General features: G+C 47.2%; 16 protein-coding genes and 1 rRNA gene. 9 read left to right on the top strand and 8 right to left on the bottom strand.

Going from position 1 to position 18,460, the window contains the following annotated elements:
* The 7 genes from rrf to NC980_RS20295 all read left to right on the top strand — a co-directional run.
* A 5S ribosomal RNA gene (rrf, locus tag NC980_RS20325) occupies nt 1-112 on the top strand; the annotation flags it as partial.
* Between the two features lie 360 nt (nt 113-472).
* Nucleotides 473-799, top strand: a complete 327-nt coding sequence (locus tag NC980_RS20320; protein ID WP_190375950.1) for a hypothetical protein — start codon at nt 473-475, stop codon at nt 797-799.
* A gap of 66 nt (nt 800-865) precedes the next feature.
* The gene (locus NC980_RS20315; RefSeq protein ID WP_190375949.1) at nt 866-1,471 is read left to right on the top strand and encodes a hypothetical protein; all 606 of its coding nucleotides are present in this window, start codon (nt 866-868) and stop codon (nt 1,469-1,471) included.
* On the top strand, nt 1,429-2,088 hold the full coding sequence (locus NC980_RS20310) for a hypothetical protein (RefSeq protein ID WP_190375948.1): 660 nt from the start codon (nt 1,429-1,431) through the stop codon (nt 2,086-2,088). Before NC980_RS20315 ends, NC980_RS20310 begins: the two co-directional genes overlap by 43 nt.
* Before the next feature lie 514 nt (nt 2,089-2,602).
* The gene (locus tag NC980_RS20305; protein WP_190375947.1) at nt 2,603-3,343 is read left to right on the top strand and encodes a DUF3891 family protein; all 741 of its coding nucleotides are present in this window, start codon (nt 2,603-2,605) and stop codon (nt 3,341-3,343) included.
* Nucleotides 3,333-3,860 (top strand): GAF domain-containing protein, encoded by a 528-nt coding sequence (locus NC980_RS20300; RefSeq protein WP_190375946.1) that lies wholly within the window; start codon nt 3,333-3,335, stop codon nt 3,858-3,860. Before NC980_RS20305 ends, NC980_RS20300 begins: the two co-directional genes overlap by 11 nt.
* 68 nt (nt 3,861-3,928) lie before the next feature.
* Nucleotides 3,929-5,038, top strand: coding sequence for a hybrid sensor histidine kinase/response regulator (locus tag NC980_RS20295; RefSeq protein ID WP_190375945.1), 1,110 nt, complete (start codon nt 3,929-3,931; stop codon nt 5,036-5,038).
* A gap of 36 nt (nt 5,039-5,074) precedes the next feature.
* Here NC980_RS20295 and NC980_RS20290 read toward each other — a convergent pair whose 3' ends face one another.
* From NC980_RS20290 to NC980_RS20265, 6 genes are all read right to left on the bottom strand, one after another.
* Nucleotides 5,075-5,677 (bottom strand): sulfite oxidase-like oxidoreductase, encoded by a 603-nt coding sequence (locus NC980_RS20290; RefSeq protein WP_190375944.1) that lies wholly within the window; start codon nt 5,675-5,677, stop codon nt 5,075-5,077.
* Between the two features lie 92 nt (nt 5,678-5,769).
* Nucleotides 5,770-5,943 (bottom strand): 50S ribosomal protein L32, encoded by a 174-nt coding sequence (locus NC980_RS20285; protein ID WP_190375943.1) that lies wholly within the window; start codon nt 5,941-5,943, stop codon nt 5,770-5,772.
* Nucleotides 5,944-5,999: 56 nt separating this feature from the next.
* Entirely contained in the window at nt 6,000-9,074 is a 3,075-nt protein-coding gene (locus NC980_RS20280; protein ID WP_190375952.1) for an SMC family ATPase, read from the bottom strand.
* A 104-nt stretch (nt 9,075-9,178) separates the two neighbouring features.
* Entirely contained in the window at nt 9,179-9,655 is a 477-nt protein-coding gene (locus NC980_RS20275; protein ID WP_190375942.1) for a GNAT family N-acetyltransferase, read from the bottom strand.
* Nucleotides 9,633-11,624, bottom strand: a complete 1,992-nt coding sequence (locus tag NC980_RS20270; RefSeq protein ID WP_190375941.1) for a hypothetical protein — start codon at nt 11,622-11,624, stop codon at nt 9,633-9,635. The genes NC980_RS20275 and NC980_RS20270 overlap by 23 nt, the downstream gene beginning before the upstream one ends.
* A 145-nt stretch (nt 11,625-11,769) precedes the next feature.
* Nucleotides 11,770-12,237: a photosystem I reaction center protein subunit XI gene (locus NC980_RS20265; protein WP_190375940.1), complete on the bottom strand. Its 468-nt coding sequence runs from the start codon at nt 12,235-12,237 to the stop codon at nt 11,770-11,772.
* 228 nt (nt 12,238-12,465) lie between these two features.
* Here NC980_RS20265 and NC980_RS20260 point away from each other — a divergent pair, with 228 nt between their 5' ends.
* Nucleotides 12,466-12,594 carry a hypothetical protein gene (locus tag NC980_RS20260; protein ID WP_277881322.1) on the top strand — a complete coding sequence of 43 codons (129 nt, stop codon included), beginning with the start codon at nt 12,466-12,468 and terminating at the stop codon, nt 12,592-12,594.
* Here the strand turns inward: NC980_RS20260 and glcF are convergent.
* Both glcF and NC980_RS20250 read right to left on the bottom strand, forming a co-directional pair.
* Nucleotides 12,591-13,934 carry a glycolate oxidase subunit GlcF gene (gene glcF, locus NC980_RS20255; protein WP_190375939.1) on the bottom strand — a complete coding sequence of 448 codons (1,344 nt, stop codon included), beginning with the start codon at nt 13,932-13,934 and terminating at the stop codon, nt 12,591-12,593. The two genes, NC980_RS20260 and glcF, sit on opposite strands and share 4 nt — an antisense overlap.
* A 3-nt stretch (nt 13,935-13,937) precedes the next feature.
* Complete coding sequence (locus NC980_RS20250) at nt 13,938-15,254, bottom strand: FAD-binding oxidoreductase (RefSeq protein WP_190375938.1); 1,317 nt, start codon at nt 15,252-15,254, stop codon at nt 13,938-13,940.
* 197 nt (nt 15,255-15,451) lie between these two features.
* Between NC980_RS20250 and NC980_RS20245 the strand changes: the two genes are divergently transcribed.
* Entirely contained in the window at nt 15,452-18,436 is a 2,985-nt protein-coding gene (locus tag NC980_RS20245) for a PAS domain S-box protein (RefSeq protein WP_190375937.1), read from the top strand.
* The last annotated feature ends 24 nt before the right edge of the window (nt 18,437-18,460 follow it).

Genomic DNA, 18,460 nt, shown 5'->3' with positions numbered 1-18,460 from the left:
TGGTGATGGCGGTGTGGCCCCACGCTCATCCATCCCGAACTGAGTGGTGAAACGCATTTGCGGCGACGATAGTGAGAGGGTAGCCTCTTGTCAAAATAGCTAGCTGCCAGGGTGTCTATATAGATAAAAGCCTTTCTGCTCTAAACTGTAGAAGGGCTTTTGCTTTAGAAATTGAAGCCTTCATTGATGTTCTAATCAATTTTGACGATCGCTGTAATCACTTCTTCAGTTATCAAACTTATTTCCTAGCGGCAGAGTTGATCGCATTTTTCCCCGACCGCTCACACGCCGATGCGATCGTAGATCAACTTCTCAAGTGAAGTTATTCCTTTTGCCGAACTTCGAAAAGTGATTGGAAAGTCTATCCACAAGCCTTAACGATCACTGCACGAGAAGCATTGAAGAGAACTGACATTAAGCGAGTATACATACAACGGATAGCTTAGTTGTTCTTCGACGGGCTGCTGAAGAATTGGGAAGATTAAATCCGGGCGATGAGAGCGCGGTCGCAGCTTTAGAAAGGTTGGTTCAACATCCTCAACCTTTTCGGGAGCGCGTTAAAGCAATTACAAGTTTGATAGCAATCGACTCACAGAATTCTGTAATTATTTCTGTGCTGACTGAAATTGCAAATGCTGATTTGAGTGCTTCGGAATTACGTGATTTTGTGAATGTCGTTTGGGCATTCAGAGAGATTGCAATTGAAAATGAGACTGTTACTGGGGCTGTGGCTGAGCTTATAAATAGGTGGCAGTATCAAATTTTGAGTCGATCACAAGAAGAATGCTCTTTTAATTAATATATATATATCTGTAATCAACTCGCGGCAACGCTTGGAAGGATTGGATCTGGTAGTCAAGTTGCAGTGTCAGCGTTACTAAAACTAAATCTGATTCGACAAACGCGCGTTTATCAAGCTGAGTTTTATCCATCTGAAGGCTATTTTGGATGGGAGGCTGTAGAAGCACTAGGAAGGATTGCGATCGACGATTCAACCGTGATCGCTGAACTTACTCAGATGCTTTCCGATGCTCAGGAGCCTTTATTGCGCTGTCACATTGCAGCAGCAATGTTGAGAATTGACAAAAACAATTCCACAGCGATAACAGTTCTTGGTGAGATTTTAGAAGCTGCCCAGATTAATCAAACTGAAATAGAATTGCTGGAGCTTGAAACATTGACTAGATCTGAACTAAGAGGACTTTCAGAGTATTCATTGCGGAGAGCCGCTGATAGTCTTGTACGGAATGATCCCGATTGTCAAAGCGCGATCGACATCTTAGTTCAACTGGTACAAACTTCAATTTCGGATACTCCTTGTCTTCCAGTTCTCAACTCTTTACTTGAAATTGATAACACTAAACAATTAGCAATTCACGCATTGATTCAGCTTCTAGAGACAAACCCGATGATTTTCTTTGCGAAGCTTTGTCAATTTTTCGCGGTATTGAGGTCGGAGATGAACTGGTAATCGCTGCACTAACACGACTGACTCAACGATCGCAAAGGCGAAGCAATCGATATGCTGCGGCGGAAGCTTTGGGAGTTGTTGATCCAGGTAATTCGTTGGTGATCGCAACATTGATCGAATTGCTGGAATCGGATGATTGGTTTCCTTGGAGCATTGCTCAAGAATTAGCAAGTGTTGGTATCAGTGATGAGAAAGCGATCGCAGCTTTGCTCAAATTTGTTCAGACCTTCCAGAGAACAAGTGATCACCGCGATCGTCAAAGGCTAACGAATTGCTTTAAGCATCTGAAATCGAGAGAACTTCTAACGAAAGTTGCTCAGGAACTCAAGAGTTATCTCAATCCTAAACGTGCTGATTTGAATGATGATGAGTTTGAAAGTGGTGCGTGCCTGGAGTGGGAAGATGTTGAGGGAGTACGTTCTGAGGTTGCTTACCAAATTATTTGGAACTGTGCCCAGAATATGAGCTATCCCGATTTCTATCAGGCTTGGACAGGTGAGCAACCTAAACTCGACGCACGACTTGAGGAGCCGCGCCTCCTACGGGAAGCGAAGCTACCGCTAAATCCCCCTCTTCAACCAAATACATTCCCGACCAACTCGCTAATAGTTGCTTAGACAACTGCTGAATTTCTGCGTGTTGTGTCACTTCCATGCGCCATTCTGCGCCTTCGTTGGAGACTCACGTCTATGAGGAGGAGTTTAGCAGATAGTTCTAACCTCATCTGATTGAGCAACTTTCCGTGTAGCGATGACTGACTGTAGAGTTAAATAATATTTGTTTCTGGCAGTGCAACAGTTTTGGTGTCCTTGAATTTAATTTGCCAGTAAATGATGTCTTAGAATCTTATTTAACTGACGATATCAATACGCCGGACAGTTTTTTGAGCGATTCTACAAAGCTTTCAGGGTTTGCAGTTCAAGGATCGAGCAATTTTTTCAAGATTAGCTCTGTTCCTGACTTTGAAAAAAGATCTTACCCACGACTGGATAAGGGCTTGAGCCTCAAAATCTGCTCAAATTCTGTCCGGACTATTAGATATTGAAACACGAATATTCGATCGCTAGATAGATTTATCCAGACAGTGCATTCAATATTATTATCTATATTGTTGTTTTATGCGTAACCGTAATGATCGTTAATGCAACCCAAAACGGTTGGCAGATTATCTATCATCGTGCTCATGCTCTGCTTGCAGCTCAGATTGGTGGACAATGGCGCAGAAAAGATGCTCCGCCTCGTTTGTATGAAACGATCGCAGCGATCTCACATCATGACGACTTAGAGCGCGAATGGGAAGAAAATAACCTCAATAAAGCGGGTGCGCCTAAAGACTTTACTCAAGATACGGATCAAGAGACTGATTATCATAGCCTGAGAAAACATGTTGAAGGATCGCTATATCGGGGTCGGTGGGTGGCTTTGCTTGTCTCAATGCATCTGCTGCGATTGAACTCAGCTAAACGTGGAACTTCCCCTGAAGCTGACAAGTTCCTAGATGAGCAAATTGAAAAGCAAAGACTTTGGCGCGAGAACTTAGGCATTTCTGAAGAAGAAGCAACGCAAGCTTATGACTTTTTGCAATGGTGCGATCGCTGCTCTTTGATCCTCTGTCAGCAAGAGCTTCCAGCCGACGAACGCCGGCTCGAAATCAGTAAAGCTCATGATGGTCAGGACTATGACATCAAACAGCTTGAGAACGGCTTAGTTACAGTCACACCCTGGTGCTTCCAAGAGGACAAATTTACAGTCAATGTTGAAACAACTGTTTTGACACAGGTCAAATTTGATAGTAATGCAGAACTGACTGAAGCCCTTAAAAATGCGCCGCGTAAGCTGATTGAATGGACGTTTGTAAAAGATGCCGCCTGAGATTGCTGAACTATTTCAAACGAACTCCGCTGATGCACTTCCAGCATTGATGGAGGCGATCGCGCAGTACTTGAACAGCGATCGTTGTTTTGTTTACCTGCGGGATCCACAGACTCTCTTGGGTCGGGTTCCCTTTTGCTGGACGCGCAACTCAGAGATTCCTACAGTCTACGATGAAGACTGGAAGCCTGAACCTGAATTGCTTGCTGATGAAGATCCAATGTTTGCGGCTGCACTTGCTACTAAACCTTCGATCTTTGTAGAAGACGTGACGACGGCAAGCCCTAAAGCCTTAAATGCACAGTTTGAGCGCGAGAATTTCGGGCATCGGGCACTGATTCATGGGCACCTTTGTCATGATCATCAGCTTTGGGGGGTTTTGCAGCCTTGTTTGATGAATGAGCCGCGCCATTGGACAGACGAGGAACGATCGACGTTTAGCGAGATTATCGAGAAGATAACCCCACTTGTTGTGCAGTACGTCGAACAATACAGGAAAAATCCATCAGAAGAATGAGGTAGAGTGTAACCTAAGTCGTGTTTATTCAGAATACTGACTGACTTTGCCTTTCATAGGTGGATTGCATGAATCACTCCCCTTTCAACCGATCCCGCACCGTCGATCGTATTCTTGTGGTAGACGACACGCCTGATAACTGTCTGCTGATTCAAGCCATTTTGCAGGACGAAGGTTATCAGGTTGAACTTGCGGACAGTGGCAAAGAAGCCTTACGCCTGATCGATCAGTCTCCGCCTGATTTGGTGCTGCTGGATGTGATGATGCCGGGCATGGATGGGTATGAAGTCACGCGCCGAATTCGAGCGAATACCTCGCTGCCCTTTATGCCGATTTTGTTGACGACGGCTTACGATCAGCCGAGTGTAGCGCAGGGTTTGGATACTGGCGCCGATGATTTCATCCGCAAGCCTGTACATTTCGATGAATTGTTAGCAAGAGTCCGGGCGCTGCTTCGCTTGAAGCACAGTGTCGATGAGCGCGATCAGATTGCACGCCAGCGAGAGGACTTTGTTTCACGATTGACGCATGACTTGAGAACGCCGTTAGTGGCGGCCGATCGCATGTTGAATCTAATGTCTCAAGGGGCATTAGGTGACCTGTCTAGCGATGTTCAAGATGCGATCTCCACTATGATTCGGAGTAATGCGAACTTGCTGACGATGGTGAACACGCTGCTGGAAGTGTATCGTTACGAGGCGGGACGGAAGACGCTAGTATTTTCGCCTGTTGATTTAGGGGAACTGGCGCAAGAAGTAGCTAAGGAACTTTCACCGCTTGCGATCGACAAGCATTTAACGTTGAAGCTAGAGTTGAATGAGAACGATAACTTCAATGCGAAGGGCGATCGATTAGAACTTTATCGCGTGATGACAAACTTAGTTGGGAATGCGATTAAATTCACCGACGAAGGTTCTGTTTCTGTTCGGTTAACAAAGGTGGATACCGGATTGGTGCCTGCAATTAAGCTGGAAGTGCAGGATACAGGTCCTGGAATTTCGGAGAGCGATCGAGAGAATCTGTTTGAAAGCTTTGTTCCGGGCAAACACAAGCGATCGGGTAGCGGTCTGGGATTACATCTCACTCGTCGAATTGTTGAGGCGCACAACGGCAGAATCAACGTTTCAACAGAGCTTGGGAAGGGAAGTACCTTTACGGTTTATCTACCGACCCATTAGCCCAAAAAAGCCGAGGTGTAATGCCTCGGCTCTTGTTTAGGAGAATCTTCCGCTGTATCGTTCTTCTTTCCAGGGGTCGCCTCGGTGATGATAGCCGTTGCGCTCCCAAAATCCTAAGTCTTCTTTTGACAGAAATTCTAAACCATTAATCCATTTTGCGCTTTTCCAGGCGTACAGGTGGGGAACGACTAAACGCAATGGCCCACCATGGTCGACTGGTAATGGCTCACCAAACAGCGTATGAGCAAAGAAGTTTTCTTCTCGGACGAAATCTTCCACTGAGATATTCGTTGTATAGCCGCCGTAGCAATGTTCCATAATATGCACGGCCTTCGGATCGACTGCAATCGCGTTCATAAAGTCGGTCACTTTCACGCCAACCCACTGCACATCCAGCTTTGACCAGGTAGTAACGCAGTGAAAATCGGCGGTAAATTCGCTTTGCGGCAGCGCCATGAAGTCGTCCCAGGAAAAGGTTTTCTCCTGAGCCAGTCCCCAGACGCGAAATTGCCAATTAGAACGATCAATTTGTGGAGTGTCGCCATAGGTCAGAACGGGAAATCCTGTCGCTAGTCTCTGACCGGGAGGAACACGATCGCCATGTTGCGGTTCTGGCTTTTTGAAATATTTGCCTAACATAATCGTGACTTTTGAGAGAGGCGTGACTCTGGAAATATAGCAGAGCCAAAAAAATGCGTGACTCTTCAATTAGACGGAATCACGCATTTTACTTATTCTTCTTCCCCTTCTTCTTCGGTCGGATAGACGAAGCCTTTTGCCCGTCCGGTGAGAATCGATTTGCCGAGAGACAGAGCGCGCTGGGCTTGCAGATTGGCTTTGCGTTTCCAAGTCGCTTTGCGCTGGTCGCGCTTGGCGTTGGAGGTTTTCTTCTTAGGAACTGCCATAGGATCGGCGAATTTAAACAACCCTCCTATTCTACAGGAGTCCAAACCATTTTGATCTATAGGCACAGCATCAGTTCGGAGCCATTTTGAGTTTTGGTGACTTCGATTCGCGCTTGGAAGGCTTCTCTAAAGTGCGGCATATGCGTAATAGTGAGGATGCAAGCGAATTCTGGCGCGATCGCGTTAATTGCGGCAATCAGGCGATCGCACCCTTCTTGATCTTGAGTGCCGAAGCCTTCATCGACAACGAGCATTTGTAGAGCAGTGCCCGATCGCTGGGCTAACAGTCGCGCTAACGCTAATCGAATGGCAAAATTGACCCGGAATGCTTCTCCACCGGAATAAGTTTCATACGGTCGAGTGCCGTAGGCATCTGCAATGAGAATGTCTAGTGTTTCCATTGCTTTCGCAGTTTTAGTTTTGCGGTTGCGCTGGGTGACAAATTGAACATGAAGCTGATTGGCGCTGAGACGGGACAGAATTTGATTAGTTGTTGCTTCAAGCTGCGGCAGAATGTTCTCGATCATCAATGCTTGAATGCCGTTTTTCCCGAAGGCTTGAGCAAGTTCTTGATAGATACGGCATTGTTGACGAGCGGTTTTGAGTTGGGTGTTGACCGCTTCAAACTGTTGACTCATGAGTTCCTGCTGTTGCTCTTGTTGTTGCAGTCGTCCGAGCTTGGCTAGATGTTCGTCGAGTTGGGTGCGCTGCTGCTGGATTTGTTGTTCAAGGGTTTGAATGTGTGCGGTGAGATCTGGAGTTTGCTCTAGGGCGTGGATGAGTTCTTGACAATTGTGTGTGATGGTTTGTAGGTCGTTGAATCGCGCTTGCAAGGTGTGTGTTAGTTCGTAGAGGCGATGTTGAACTTGAGGATAATTTTTTTGAGCTTGTCTGAGTTCTTGATAGCGGAGTTGCCAAGCTTGTGCCTGACGCAATGCCGATCGTATGGCGTTGTGCTGATCTAAGTTGTATCCAATGTCTTGAAGTTGACGATCGTACTGTTGTAAACCTTGCTCCAGATTTGCGATCAAACTATTACGTTGTTGTTCTAATTGTTCGATTTGTGTTCTGAGAGCTGGTTGGCGCTGCAAGATGTTCGCTTGTCTGCGTTTTGCTTGTTTGATTTCAGCTTGGCGGATTTCTGCCCAACGCCAGCGATCAACGCTTCCCCGCGCTAGCGCGTGATCGCGCTCATCATAATTGAGTTGTTGTAGACTGCGATCGAGAATGTTTAGTTCTTCGTGGAGTTCTGGTTCAAAAGCTGCGGTTTTTAGTTGTTCTTCTAGCTTGAGTGTTTCGCTAGTAATCTGCGATAGTTGATCTTGAACTTCTGCGGTGTTTTGTAATTGTTCTTGAAGCTGTCCGCGACGTTGCAAAGCATCTCCATATTGAGCTAACTGTTTCTCAATGTGGGTGTATTCGTCGCGAAGTACCTGGATTTCTCGTTCTGATACGGTTAACTGTTCTCGAATCACCCAAATTTCAGTCAGGATTTCCTCTTTTTGAAGTTGTTGTTTCTCTAGAACTAAGCGCCAATGATGCTCATCTAAAGGTCGATCGCATAAGGGACAAGGCGGAAATTCTTGATGTTTGAGTTGCACTAAAGTTGTGCCTGCAAATTCCTCGGTAGTTGTAACCGTTGCTGCTCGCTCTTGTTCTAACATCCGAATCTTGTGATCGATCTCAGCCAACTGGGCTTCATAGTTGCGCTGATGCGCTTGAAGTTGTTCCATAAAGCTGCGACGCTCTAAGCCTTTCTCGCGGACTTGATCTTGATAGGCTCTAAGCTTTTCCAGCTCTTCGATTTTGACGGCAACTTCGACTGCCGCTTTTTGTAGGGTTGGTTGTCGTTGTTGTTGAGTTTGTAGCTGACGCGCGGAGGTTCGGAGTTCTTCCAGTCGGGCAGAAAGACGGGTGAAAGAACGATCGAGCCGCTGCTGCAGTTGTTGTTTACGTTGAAGCAGGGGCGAGGCTTGAAGCTGGAGACGATCGAGCCTTTGCAGGTCTTGACGCGCTAGATTGAGTTGTTCGATCGCAGATTCAACCTCTGCTTCCTTGCTCAATGCTTTTTGAACTTCCTGCAATTGTTCTTGCAGGGTAATTTCTTGAGCTTGAATTTTTTGGAGTTGATTTTGTAGCTCTTGCAGTTTTTCGGTTTGTTGCTGCTCGTATTGTTGCCGTTGAGATTGAGCCACCTGATGAGATTGAAACTTTGCAGAGAATAGCTCTTCTTGGGCTTGGAGTGCTTGCCACTGTTGGTAGCCCGCGATAATCGTGCTTTCTTGCTGCAATAGATATTCTAAGGTTTGGCGTTGTTGATCGGTTTGCGATCGTTCTTTTTGCAATCGTTGACAGTCTTGATTCAGGTTGCGCTGTTGTTGTTGTTGCCAGCTTAATTGTTGTTGCCACGTTTGCCGTTGATGTTGAACGGCTTGGAACTGTTGCAGTTGATGATGATTCGTGGACTGTTGTTGCTGCATTTGTTCCAACACAGCTTCGAGTTTGGAGCGCTCTTGTGCGATCGTGTCTCGCTGCTGTAGCTGTTCCCGAACGCTTTCTAAATGCCGTTCTAGTAGCTCGACTTGAGCTTTGAACTGACGCGATTTATCTTTCGCCTGTTCAGAAAGCTCATCGTACTGATGCAGCTTTAGAAGATCCGCTAGGATTTGCTTGCGTTCAGCCGGGCGCTTCAGCATGAACTCATCTGCCCGACCTTGACGCAGATAAGCAGAATTTACAAAGGTTTCGTAATCGAGTCTGAGATGCGTCAGGATTAACTGTTGGGTCGATCGAATGCCTTTTGCGGTAAGCGACTTAAATCCGCCACCCTGCATAACCTGAAACTCTAATATTCCGCCTTGTCCTCGTTGGCGCGTTCTCAGCACTCGATAAGTCTGCTGGTGCATCTGAAAGATAAATTCGACCTGAGCTTCCTTTGCGCCCATGTGAATTACATCATCTTCAGAAGCCGCCCGGCTTTCTCCCCACAGCACCCAAGAAATTGCTTCTAACAGCGAAGACTTTCCTGCTCCATTTGCGCCGCACACACAGGCAGTATGAAGCCCCTGGAAGTCGAGCGTCGCTTCCCGGTAGCTTAAGAAGTGTCGGAGTGTGAGACGTTGCGGAATCATCGCGGCAATTGCAGAAAACACAGTACGGATGCACGAAAGTACACCAGCACTCGTATATTGAGTGTAATCGTAAGATGAGCGAATTTGCTAGAAAGATCTACAACTTAGAGCGATCGCTCAACTTTAAGGTTTTTCTCCATACGATAGTTTGTGAAAGTTTCACCCCGCCGAAAAACCTGTTGCTTTGCAATAACAGTAAAGCCAGCCTTCTGAAAAAACGGCTTTGCAGTGATGCTCGCTTCGGTGAAGAGGCGATCGAGTTCTAATTCTCTTGCTTTTGCTTCAATGGCTTGGTAAATCGCCCATCCGATGCCCCGTCGCTGATAGTCTTTGTGGCAGTAAAAACAATCAATGTGCCCATTCACTTCCAGTTCACCAAATCCGAGAATGAGTCCTGCTTCCTCTGCAACATAAGTGAAGCGATTAGAGCAAACCGTTACCCAATCTCGAAAATTTAGATCATCCGGCGACCAGGCTTGCACCTGAGCGCTCGAGTAATCGCGCACATTTACTTCACGCACCGTATCGTGAAATAACTGCGCGATCTGTTTAGCATCTTCAGGACGAAACAATCGAATCATCAAGCGGATCAATCCATAAGTCAGGGAGTTCTTCCGGCGTGACTCGTCGATCGACAGTCACTTTATGGCTTTCACGATTGGTCATGACTTCTACCGCGATCGCCTCGATCTGAATTTCTACGCTCTCAAACGGGACTTTGACCTCGGTTGTTGCTTCCAAATTGCCGTGCCCATCAGGTTTGAAGTCAATGATCCATCGCGACGGTTCAATCATGCTGCGGCTTTGTCGATCGCTCACCCACAGCTTGACGTAGATTTTCGGCGCAATGTCTGGCAGCCTGATCCGAACAGTCGTCGTTTTCCCTCCGGTGAGTTCGGCTTCTGCGATCGTCACGATCGGATCAGGAACAGATTCATGCTCTGGCAGCAGTAAAGGATTTTGAGCGCGATCAGACTGTCCCTTATTTTGACGACGCGACACGATTAATTCAGCGAACGGCAAGATCGGCTCGTCATCGACTACCACTTCAATACTTGACGATTCAGAACTAGCCTGAAACCCAGATTCTTCTAAGGGAGTAATTTCTCGATCGTCTGCTTGAACCTTGAGTTCGCTTGCTTCGGGTTCTTCAACCGGGGTAAGTAGATCGAGCAAAGCTTCTTCAGTAGGGTCTTCGGGGGCTTCGATGGGCGGTTCAGTCAGTTCAGAAACCTCAGACACAGAAATTTCATCAGAAACCTCAGACACAGAAACCTCGGACAATGGAATTTCTAGCTGAGTCGCTTCTGGGGGAGCGTATTCAGGAATGGCTCCATCGGGCTGAATGCCGAAGTTGGGTAGGTTCAGCGATTTGCGCCGGTATGGACTTGGTGGATGCAGTTGCGGCGGAAGTGCTTGCGTTTCTTTGGGTGTGAAGTTCACCGCTTCAGCATCTTTTGGAGCCGCAACAAAGTCAAGAAAAGCGAGATTGAGCGGCGGCTGCACCGCAGACTTAGGAGCAGGCAAGTCTAACATATCTTCCGCCATTGCCCGATCGTCTTCTTTCGCCTGGTACATCGCCTCAAGTAGCTGATCAAGCTCTGCCAGCAGCGTAAAGAATTCGGTTGCAACGATCGGATGTCCCTCAACTTTCGGGTCGTGCAGCGTAATCTCTCCCAACACTAGCTGCGTTTCAAGTCCAGCAGGCAACATGACCTGATAAGACAATTCAAACGGTAACGCTGCTTGATCCAGTGTTCTGCAAGTTTCTAACAATCGTTCAGAGGTTTGGGGATCGCGCAGGCAAATCCGCAGTTCTGCATCAAGATGTGCCGTTTGAGCCGAAGTAATTTGCCCGGTAATGCTCAAAGAATCGCCCCAACGAGCAATATAAGTATTTTGAGCGAGATCGATCGCAACCAGTGGCGCTGCTGCAACAACTGTCTCTGGCAAACGGTAATCTGGATACGGTGTTTCTGCAATTAAGCCGTACTCGGTCAAGATTTCGTCTGCGATCGTGGTTGATTCCTGCTCTGCCTGTTGTAAAATCTCCTCAACTGAGACGCGCTCTGGTTCTGCCTTTAAGGCTTCCTCAACCAAGGGACGATCGACTTCGATTGCCTTTGCTTCTACTGGCTCAACCCCGATCGCTTCAAACTCTTCAATATCCCAAACTGGACTCCAATCATCTACTGCGTCCGACTCAAGCGACAACACCCGAAACCGCAGCGACTGTGGACTGCCTTCTTGAGGTGAGCAGTGAAACTCCCAAATCCCAGACTGGAGATGGGTGAAGGGAATCACCGCCATTAAGCCGTTTGGATTGGTTTGATAGGTTCGAGTCTGAGTGCGGCGCTTGGGTGGAACCTCGTCGATCGCGTCATACTGAATGCGAACTTCGACGGGTGCGTTTTTATAGCTTGATTTTGCGGCAATGCGATACCGACCTTCCAGAATTTCGGAAGTGTCCAACGGAAGCCAAGCTCGATCGCCGTCTAGCTGTATCAAAAATTCCCAGGTTTGTGGTTCGGGCATAGGTCGGGAGGGCATTTACCACGTTTTGCAGTTAATAGGGTACTTCATGTCAACCCACTTTTGGCGATTTTATCCGCTTGTGCTGAGTTCGCCACAAAAATATAAAAAAGGCTCGATATCACGATCGAGCCTGTTGGCAAGAAATTTCAGTTCGACAGGGCTAGTTGAATGCACCCGTAAAGATCTTGTCTACGATCGAGAAGTTAGCGATCAGCAGGTAAGCGACGAATGCGCCACCTGTTGCACCAACGAAGAATCCGCCTGTAAATTGGCTCCAACCTTCGGAGGTTTGCAGCGAATCCGAGGAGGTTTTTTCTCCTTGGAAGGTTGCTAAACCGTAGATCGAAAGACAAGCGGTTGCAATCAAGATGAGTGCGACAGCGGAAATGAGTCCACCGATCGCAGCTTCTTGTGAATCCCGCAGCGGTCCGAGCAATGTCCAAGGACCGACTAAGAAGTAACCATGTGCCATTCCGATTTCCAGCCCGCGCAGCAAGGGAGAAAGCCCTTTGCGGTAAGCGGGTAGGTTGCCAATGAAGGCGCGGGTGAAGGCAGAATCACTGATAGGGGTCGAGAGGTGTCCGGCAAACGGATCGCCGTTATAAGGTTTGATAAGCTCGTCAGCCATATCTTAATTTTTCCTAATGATTCTGAAGAGAACAAAAAGAATTCGAGACTTATTGTAAGTATGCCTTGGGGCTGATTCTGACAAATGCTTCAGAAAAGTTCACTATTTAGGCAGAGGCGATTGGCTCTAACTGCGGTAAGCCAAATCTGCCCTAAGCAAGCCTAAACGTAAAAAATTAAAACTCCAAGCAGTATTTGAAATCAATGTTTAGAGTTCAAGAAGCTTAATATGACCCAACTGATCGGCTCGATGGGAGCAAGAATCGGTTGTCGGACTGTAGGAGTGATGAAAGATCCCGACACGATCATATCGTATGGTTCTGGATCGGCTCACCTAGCAATTACGACAAGCTATTAAAGAAGTTGTAGATCTTTCAACCGAATCCCGCGAATTGAGTAATCCAACAGTTGCATCGGGTGCAACACTGGAACTGATTTATCTTGCAGCTTCAGGTGCCGAGAAATCTGCACATAGCAACCAATGTTTGCAGAGGCAATAATCTCTGCTCCGGTATTGGTTAAGTTCTCCACTTTCTGCCGCCCTAACTCGTTCGCGACTTCTGGTTGAAGAATGTTATAAATTCCCGCACTGCCACAACATAATGCTGCATCTACAGGCTCCCGTAATTGGACTCCTGGAATCTTCCGCAACAATTGACGCGGTTGAACACTGATTTTCTGACCATGCAGCATATGACACGCATCTTGATAAACCAACGTTAACGGTTGATCTTGCAACGGGGACAACGGTGCAGTCAGCCCAACTTCAGCCAGAAACTCTTGCACATCTTTGACCTTACGAACAAAGGCTTCTGCTTTGGTGCGATAGTTTGGATCATCCTGCAATAGATGACTATATTCTTTCATTGTGTGACCGCAGCCAGAAGCATTGATCAAGATTGCATCGACTCCGGTATCGGCAAACGTATCAATCATTCGCCGCGCAAATTGTTTTGCTTCCTCTTCTTGTCCCTGGTGATGCGACAATGCCCCACAACAACCTTGAACTTGCGGTACAACCACTTCACAGCCGTTCGCAGTTAAGACTCGAACCGTTGCATCATTCACGTCTGGATTGAACAAACGCTGCACACAACCCAGAAGCATCCCCACTCGATACCGCTTTTCACCTAGGGCGGGAATCAGTGCGGGAATTGAATCGGTAAAGGCTCTGGCGGGAATCTCCGGTAAGATCGCTTCCATTGCAGACAGTTGCGGCGCGATCGTATCCAAAAATTTCAACGATCGCACTAACTTTTGCAATCCTGATTTTTGATAAAGTCCCAACGGTCGCAGCAATGCCCGCATCCGATTTGGATAGGGAAACACCGAGAAAATAAATTGGCGTAAGAGCCTTTGGGGGAGCGATCGCGGCTCTTTGCGCTCAATTTGTGGACGAGTTGCGCCGATCAGCTTGTCGTACTGCACACCGGATGGGCAAGTTGTCACACAGGCAAGACACCCTAGGCAAGAGTCAAAATGCTGCACCGTCGCGGCATTCAGCGGGATTTCACCTTCGTTAATGCCATCCATCAGGTAAATGCGTCCTCGCGGCGAGTCCATTTCCTTACCGATGACGCGATAGCTCGGACAAGTCGATAAACAGAAACCACAATGCACACAAGAATCGATCAGCTTTGGATCGGGGGGATTGTGAGCATCAAAACCGGGATTGGCTACGGAGTCAGAGGTTTGCATTTTTTAAATTCCGCCTACAAAACGGTGAGGACTAAATAGAGTTTGAGGATCAAATTGCGCTTTAATACGCTTCATCCAGTCGATGCTTGCACCGCGTTTCGCGTTCGCATTGCCAGAATAGCCCCACACTTCAAGCTGTTGTTTGAACTCGATCGAGGCTTGCAGCACAGAAAGATATCCGCCTGTGGCTTCACAGATCGAGCGTGCTTCTAAAAGTTGCGTCGATCGCGCCTCTCTGACACTCAATCGCCCAATGCCGCTTCCAGCATGAATCAATACTTCCGCAGTCGGTAAAAGTGCAGAAATCTGATTCAGAACTGACACTGCTTCAGACGGCTTTACTCCTATTTTGCAAACGATCTGGTCACTTTGGGCAGATAAATTTATTTGTTCTGTCAGCTGCTGCCATAGATCCGAGTCTGCGGGTTCAGAAATGCTTAAATTCAGCGTTTTTCCAACTTCGGTAAATCGTTCAATTTGTTGGTCAACACTTTCCGCAATGCTCTGGAATCGGACTAACAAACTTGGAGTATTCGCAAATCCTAACGCTGCTGTGACCACATTCGACAGCAAATCTACACTCACTGGCGTTAATGCAGAACCCAATAGAGTTTGTGTCACTTTCTCTAACGCAACTGGATCACCTATAAGAATCATCGATCGGGAAACAGGCGGAATCGGATATACCCGCACTGTCGCCTGCGCTAAAATTCCCAGCGTTCCATACGATCCGGTGAGCAGCTTCATCAAATCGTAGCCCGCAACGTTTTTCACCACTCGTCCGCCCGCTTTGACAATCTCACCATCACAGCGCACAAACGTCACGCCCAGCAGCATATCGCGCACACTGTTGTAGCGATGCCGCAGCGATCCAGTATCCGCTGTTGCAATCACCCCGCCCAACGTTGCTTGATCGCGCCCCGTCGGGTCTATCGCGCAGAATTGCCCTACTTCGCCGACGATCGATTGCAGCTTGGCAAACGAAATTCCCGCTTCAGCCGTTACGGTTAAATCACCTTCAGCGTGTTCAACCAAGCGATCGAGCTTTTCCGTACTCACCACCAGTGTCACCGCATCGATCACACCGCCCCAATGCAACTTGCTCGCACGACCACAAGGCAGAATGCGCCATTGATTGCGATGAGCACAGGCAACGATCGCGCTTAACTCCTCGATCGAAGTCGGAGTCACCCACGCGATCTGATCGGGATGACGAATTGATCGGGTTAGCTGCGCTTGTTGAAAATCAGATAGAGCATCCCACGTCCGAATTTCTGCAGGTGCGATCGTAGTTGAGAGCGTTTGAAGAACAGTTTGCATCCAAGAATGTGGGGAAAAAAGCAAAATGGCGAATCAATGCTGATGAAGAATTGCGGAAGCCTTATGAAAAGATTTCGATTCAGATCCTATCACCTAGGGAATAATACGCTTATATTCGGGACGAAAGGGAATCATGAGAACCGTAAACCCTAGAGCACAGTCCCAATCATTCGGCTTTCCTACTCTTATGACGATCCATGTACCAGAATGACGCACTGTCTAGAATTGCTCAACTTCAAGCGCTTCTCAGCCGGTGTCAGTGCGATTCTGATACTGAAGCATCTATCCACTTACAGCTTCAGTCTGCTTTTGCAGATCTAAAAACGACGATCGCTACCCTCCAGCAAGAACTCTATCAGGAACGCACCGCTCGCCAGCAAGCAGAAAACGCCAAAATGCTGCTAGACATGACGATCGAATCTGCCGCAGACGGAATTCTAGCGATCGATTCGCAGGGCAAAATCCTCAGCATCAATCAAACCTTTCGCCAACAGTGGAACATTGAAGCATCTGTGCTGAGCAAAGACATTCGCCTGATAGAGCAGGTGGCTCAACTGCTGGTTGAGCCCAATCTATTCCGTCGGCAGATACAACTCGAAACCGAACAGCCCACGATCGAGGGACATAATCTGCTTTATCTAAAAGACGGGCGAATTCTAGAGCGATTTTCAAAGCCGTTATGGCTCAACAACACGCTCTGGGGTCGAGTAATTAGTATGCGCGACATTACTGAGCAAAGCCACACCCAAAAAAGCCTAATTGCAAGCGAAAAGCTGTTACGCACCGTGGTGATTAACACTCCCACAATCCTCTACGCGCTCGATAAAAACGGAGTCTATACTTTATGCGAAGGTAAAGGGCTTGAAACGTTTGGAGTACAGCCAGGGGTACTGGTTGGGCAATCGATTTACGAGTTTTACCGTGACTATCCGCAAGTGATTCGAGACTTCGATCGTGTCCTTCAAGGCGAGGAACATCGATCGATTTTGGAGTTCGGCGGCGCGTTTTATGACAATCGCGCTACTCCGATTCGCAGCACAGAAGGCGAAGTGATTGGGCTGATCGGCGTTGCCACTGATGTCACTGCCCAGCGCCAAGCTGAAATCGAACTCCAGCAGACCAAACAAGACCTGGAAATTCGCGTCGAATTGCGAACCGTAGAACTCAGAGCCGCAAACGCAAAACTGCAAAAAGAAGTTTCACAACGACGATTAATCGAGCAAAATCTGCGCGAAAAGCAACGCTGTCTGCAAATTTTGAATCAGATTTCGCAAGGCGTTGCGGCTGGATTATCAGTCAACGAATTAATCAAACTGACGACCGATCAAACCGCTCAGCAGTTTCCAGACTTGCGAGTGCTTTATAGCATTATCGAAAATCGTCGATTCAAGGTCATTCACTCGGTTCAACCGCCAACGATGCCGTCTATGCAAGGAGAGGTAGAGAGATTCCACCTGACTCCCTTTTATTTTGAAATGATGCAGCGACGTGAACCGGCGATCGTGGAGGATGTTTTGTCTGACCCCGCATTCGCGTCAATGTCAACCGATATGCTGAGCCGTAGAACCCGTGCGATCGCGATGGTGGCAGTCCAACACTCCACCCACGAAATCGGTATTCTGGCGCTTAATGCTCCGTACGCTAAGCCTTGGACTTCCTCCGAAGTTGAAGTCCTTCAAGAACTCGGCGATTATCTCTCGATCGTGCTGCAAAAAGTCCAGGCACAAGAAGATCGCCAAGCCGCAGAAGAACGCCTGAAATTATTTGAATCTGTAGTTGTCAATGGGAATGATGCCGTAATTATTACCGACGCAGATCTAGAAACCCCAAAAATCACGTATGTTAATGCTGCTTTCGAGCAAATGACAGGATATTCAGCTGAAGAAGTCATCGGAGAAACGGCTACCATTCTCACTCAAGGTGAAAGAAAAGGTGAAAAAATCAATGATGCTCTGATCAAAAGAATCAAAACTGCACTCAGCCACGGAAGATCCATCCGATTTGAACTGATGAACTACCGCGTAGATGGCTCCGAATATTGGGCGGATTTGAATGTAGTGCCGATCGCAAATTTGCAAGGAAAAGTCACCCATTTTGTTGCCGTACAGCGCGACATTACCGATCGCAAATACTCAGAAAAAGCCTTAATCGCCACTCAAGCTCGGTTAAAATATTTGCTTTCTTCCAGTCCTGCCGTGATTTATACTTGTCAACCCGATCGCCATCGCGCCTGTACATTCGTCAGTGAAAATATCACTCAACAACTCGGCTATGAGGTTTGGCAATACCTCAAAGATCCGCAGTTTTGGATCGATCACATTCACCCAGAAGATCGATCGTTCGTGCTAGAGCATTTGCGTAATTTGCCGCAAGCCGGAGAAATTACTTGCGAATACCGATTCTTACATCATGATGGCTCCTACCGATGGCTGCGAGACAGCATGAAATGGCTGAGTGACCAATCGATCGAAGTGATCGGTTCTGTTGTTGATATTAGCGAACGTAAGTGGGCAGAAAATAAAATTCGGGCATCGCTGCAAGAAAAAGAAGTGATGCTGAAAGAGATTCATCATCGCGTCAAAAATAATCTCCAGGTCGTCTCTAGTCTGCTCAAATTACAAGCAGGACACATTCAAGACCAGCAAATTATTGAAGTGTTCAAAGAAAGCCAGAATCGAGTGAGTGCGATGGCGCTGATTCACGAGAAGCTTTACCAATCTGAGGATCTCGCAAAGACTCATTTTTCAGAGTATATTCATGGTTTAACGAATGCTTTATTTCGCTCTTATTCAGCGAATGCTCGATCAATTCAGCTTCATCTTGATGTTGAAGATGTGCGGTTAAGTATCGATACCGCAATTCCTTGTGGGCTAATTATTAATGAGCTTATTTCTAATTCGCTTAAGTACGCTTTTCCCTTCGGAGAAGCAGGGACTATTTCGGTTCAGCTTCACGCTGAGGAAAATTTTTACAACGATTTACGTGAATTTACGCGCTATCAGCTGGTAGTGCGCGATAATGGGCGCGGCTTTCCGCCAAACCTCGATTTTCGCCAAACCAAATCGCTGGGCTTGCAGCTTGTTTGTATGTTGATTCGCCAATTGCGAGGAGAGATAAACCTTAACCTTGAATCAGGAGTTCAATTTACAATCTCTTTTACAGAACAAAAGCTCAAGGTTTAATCAAGATTCAATTCAGGGCTGAAT

It is taken from the genome of Leptolyngbya sp. AS-A5 (assembly GCF_039962495.1).
Taxonomy (GTDB): Bacteria; Cyanobacteriota; Cyanobacteriia; order Leptolyngbyales; family Leptolyngbyaceae; genus Leptolyngbya.
Note: the sequence above shows the minus strand (reverse complement) of the source record. Positions and strands in the feature narration are given on the sequence as shown.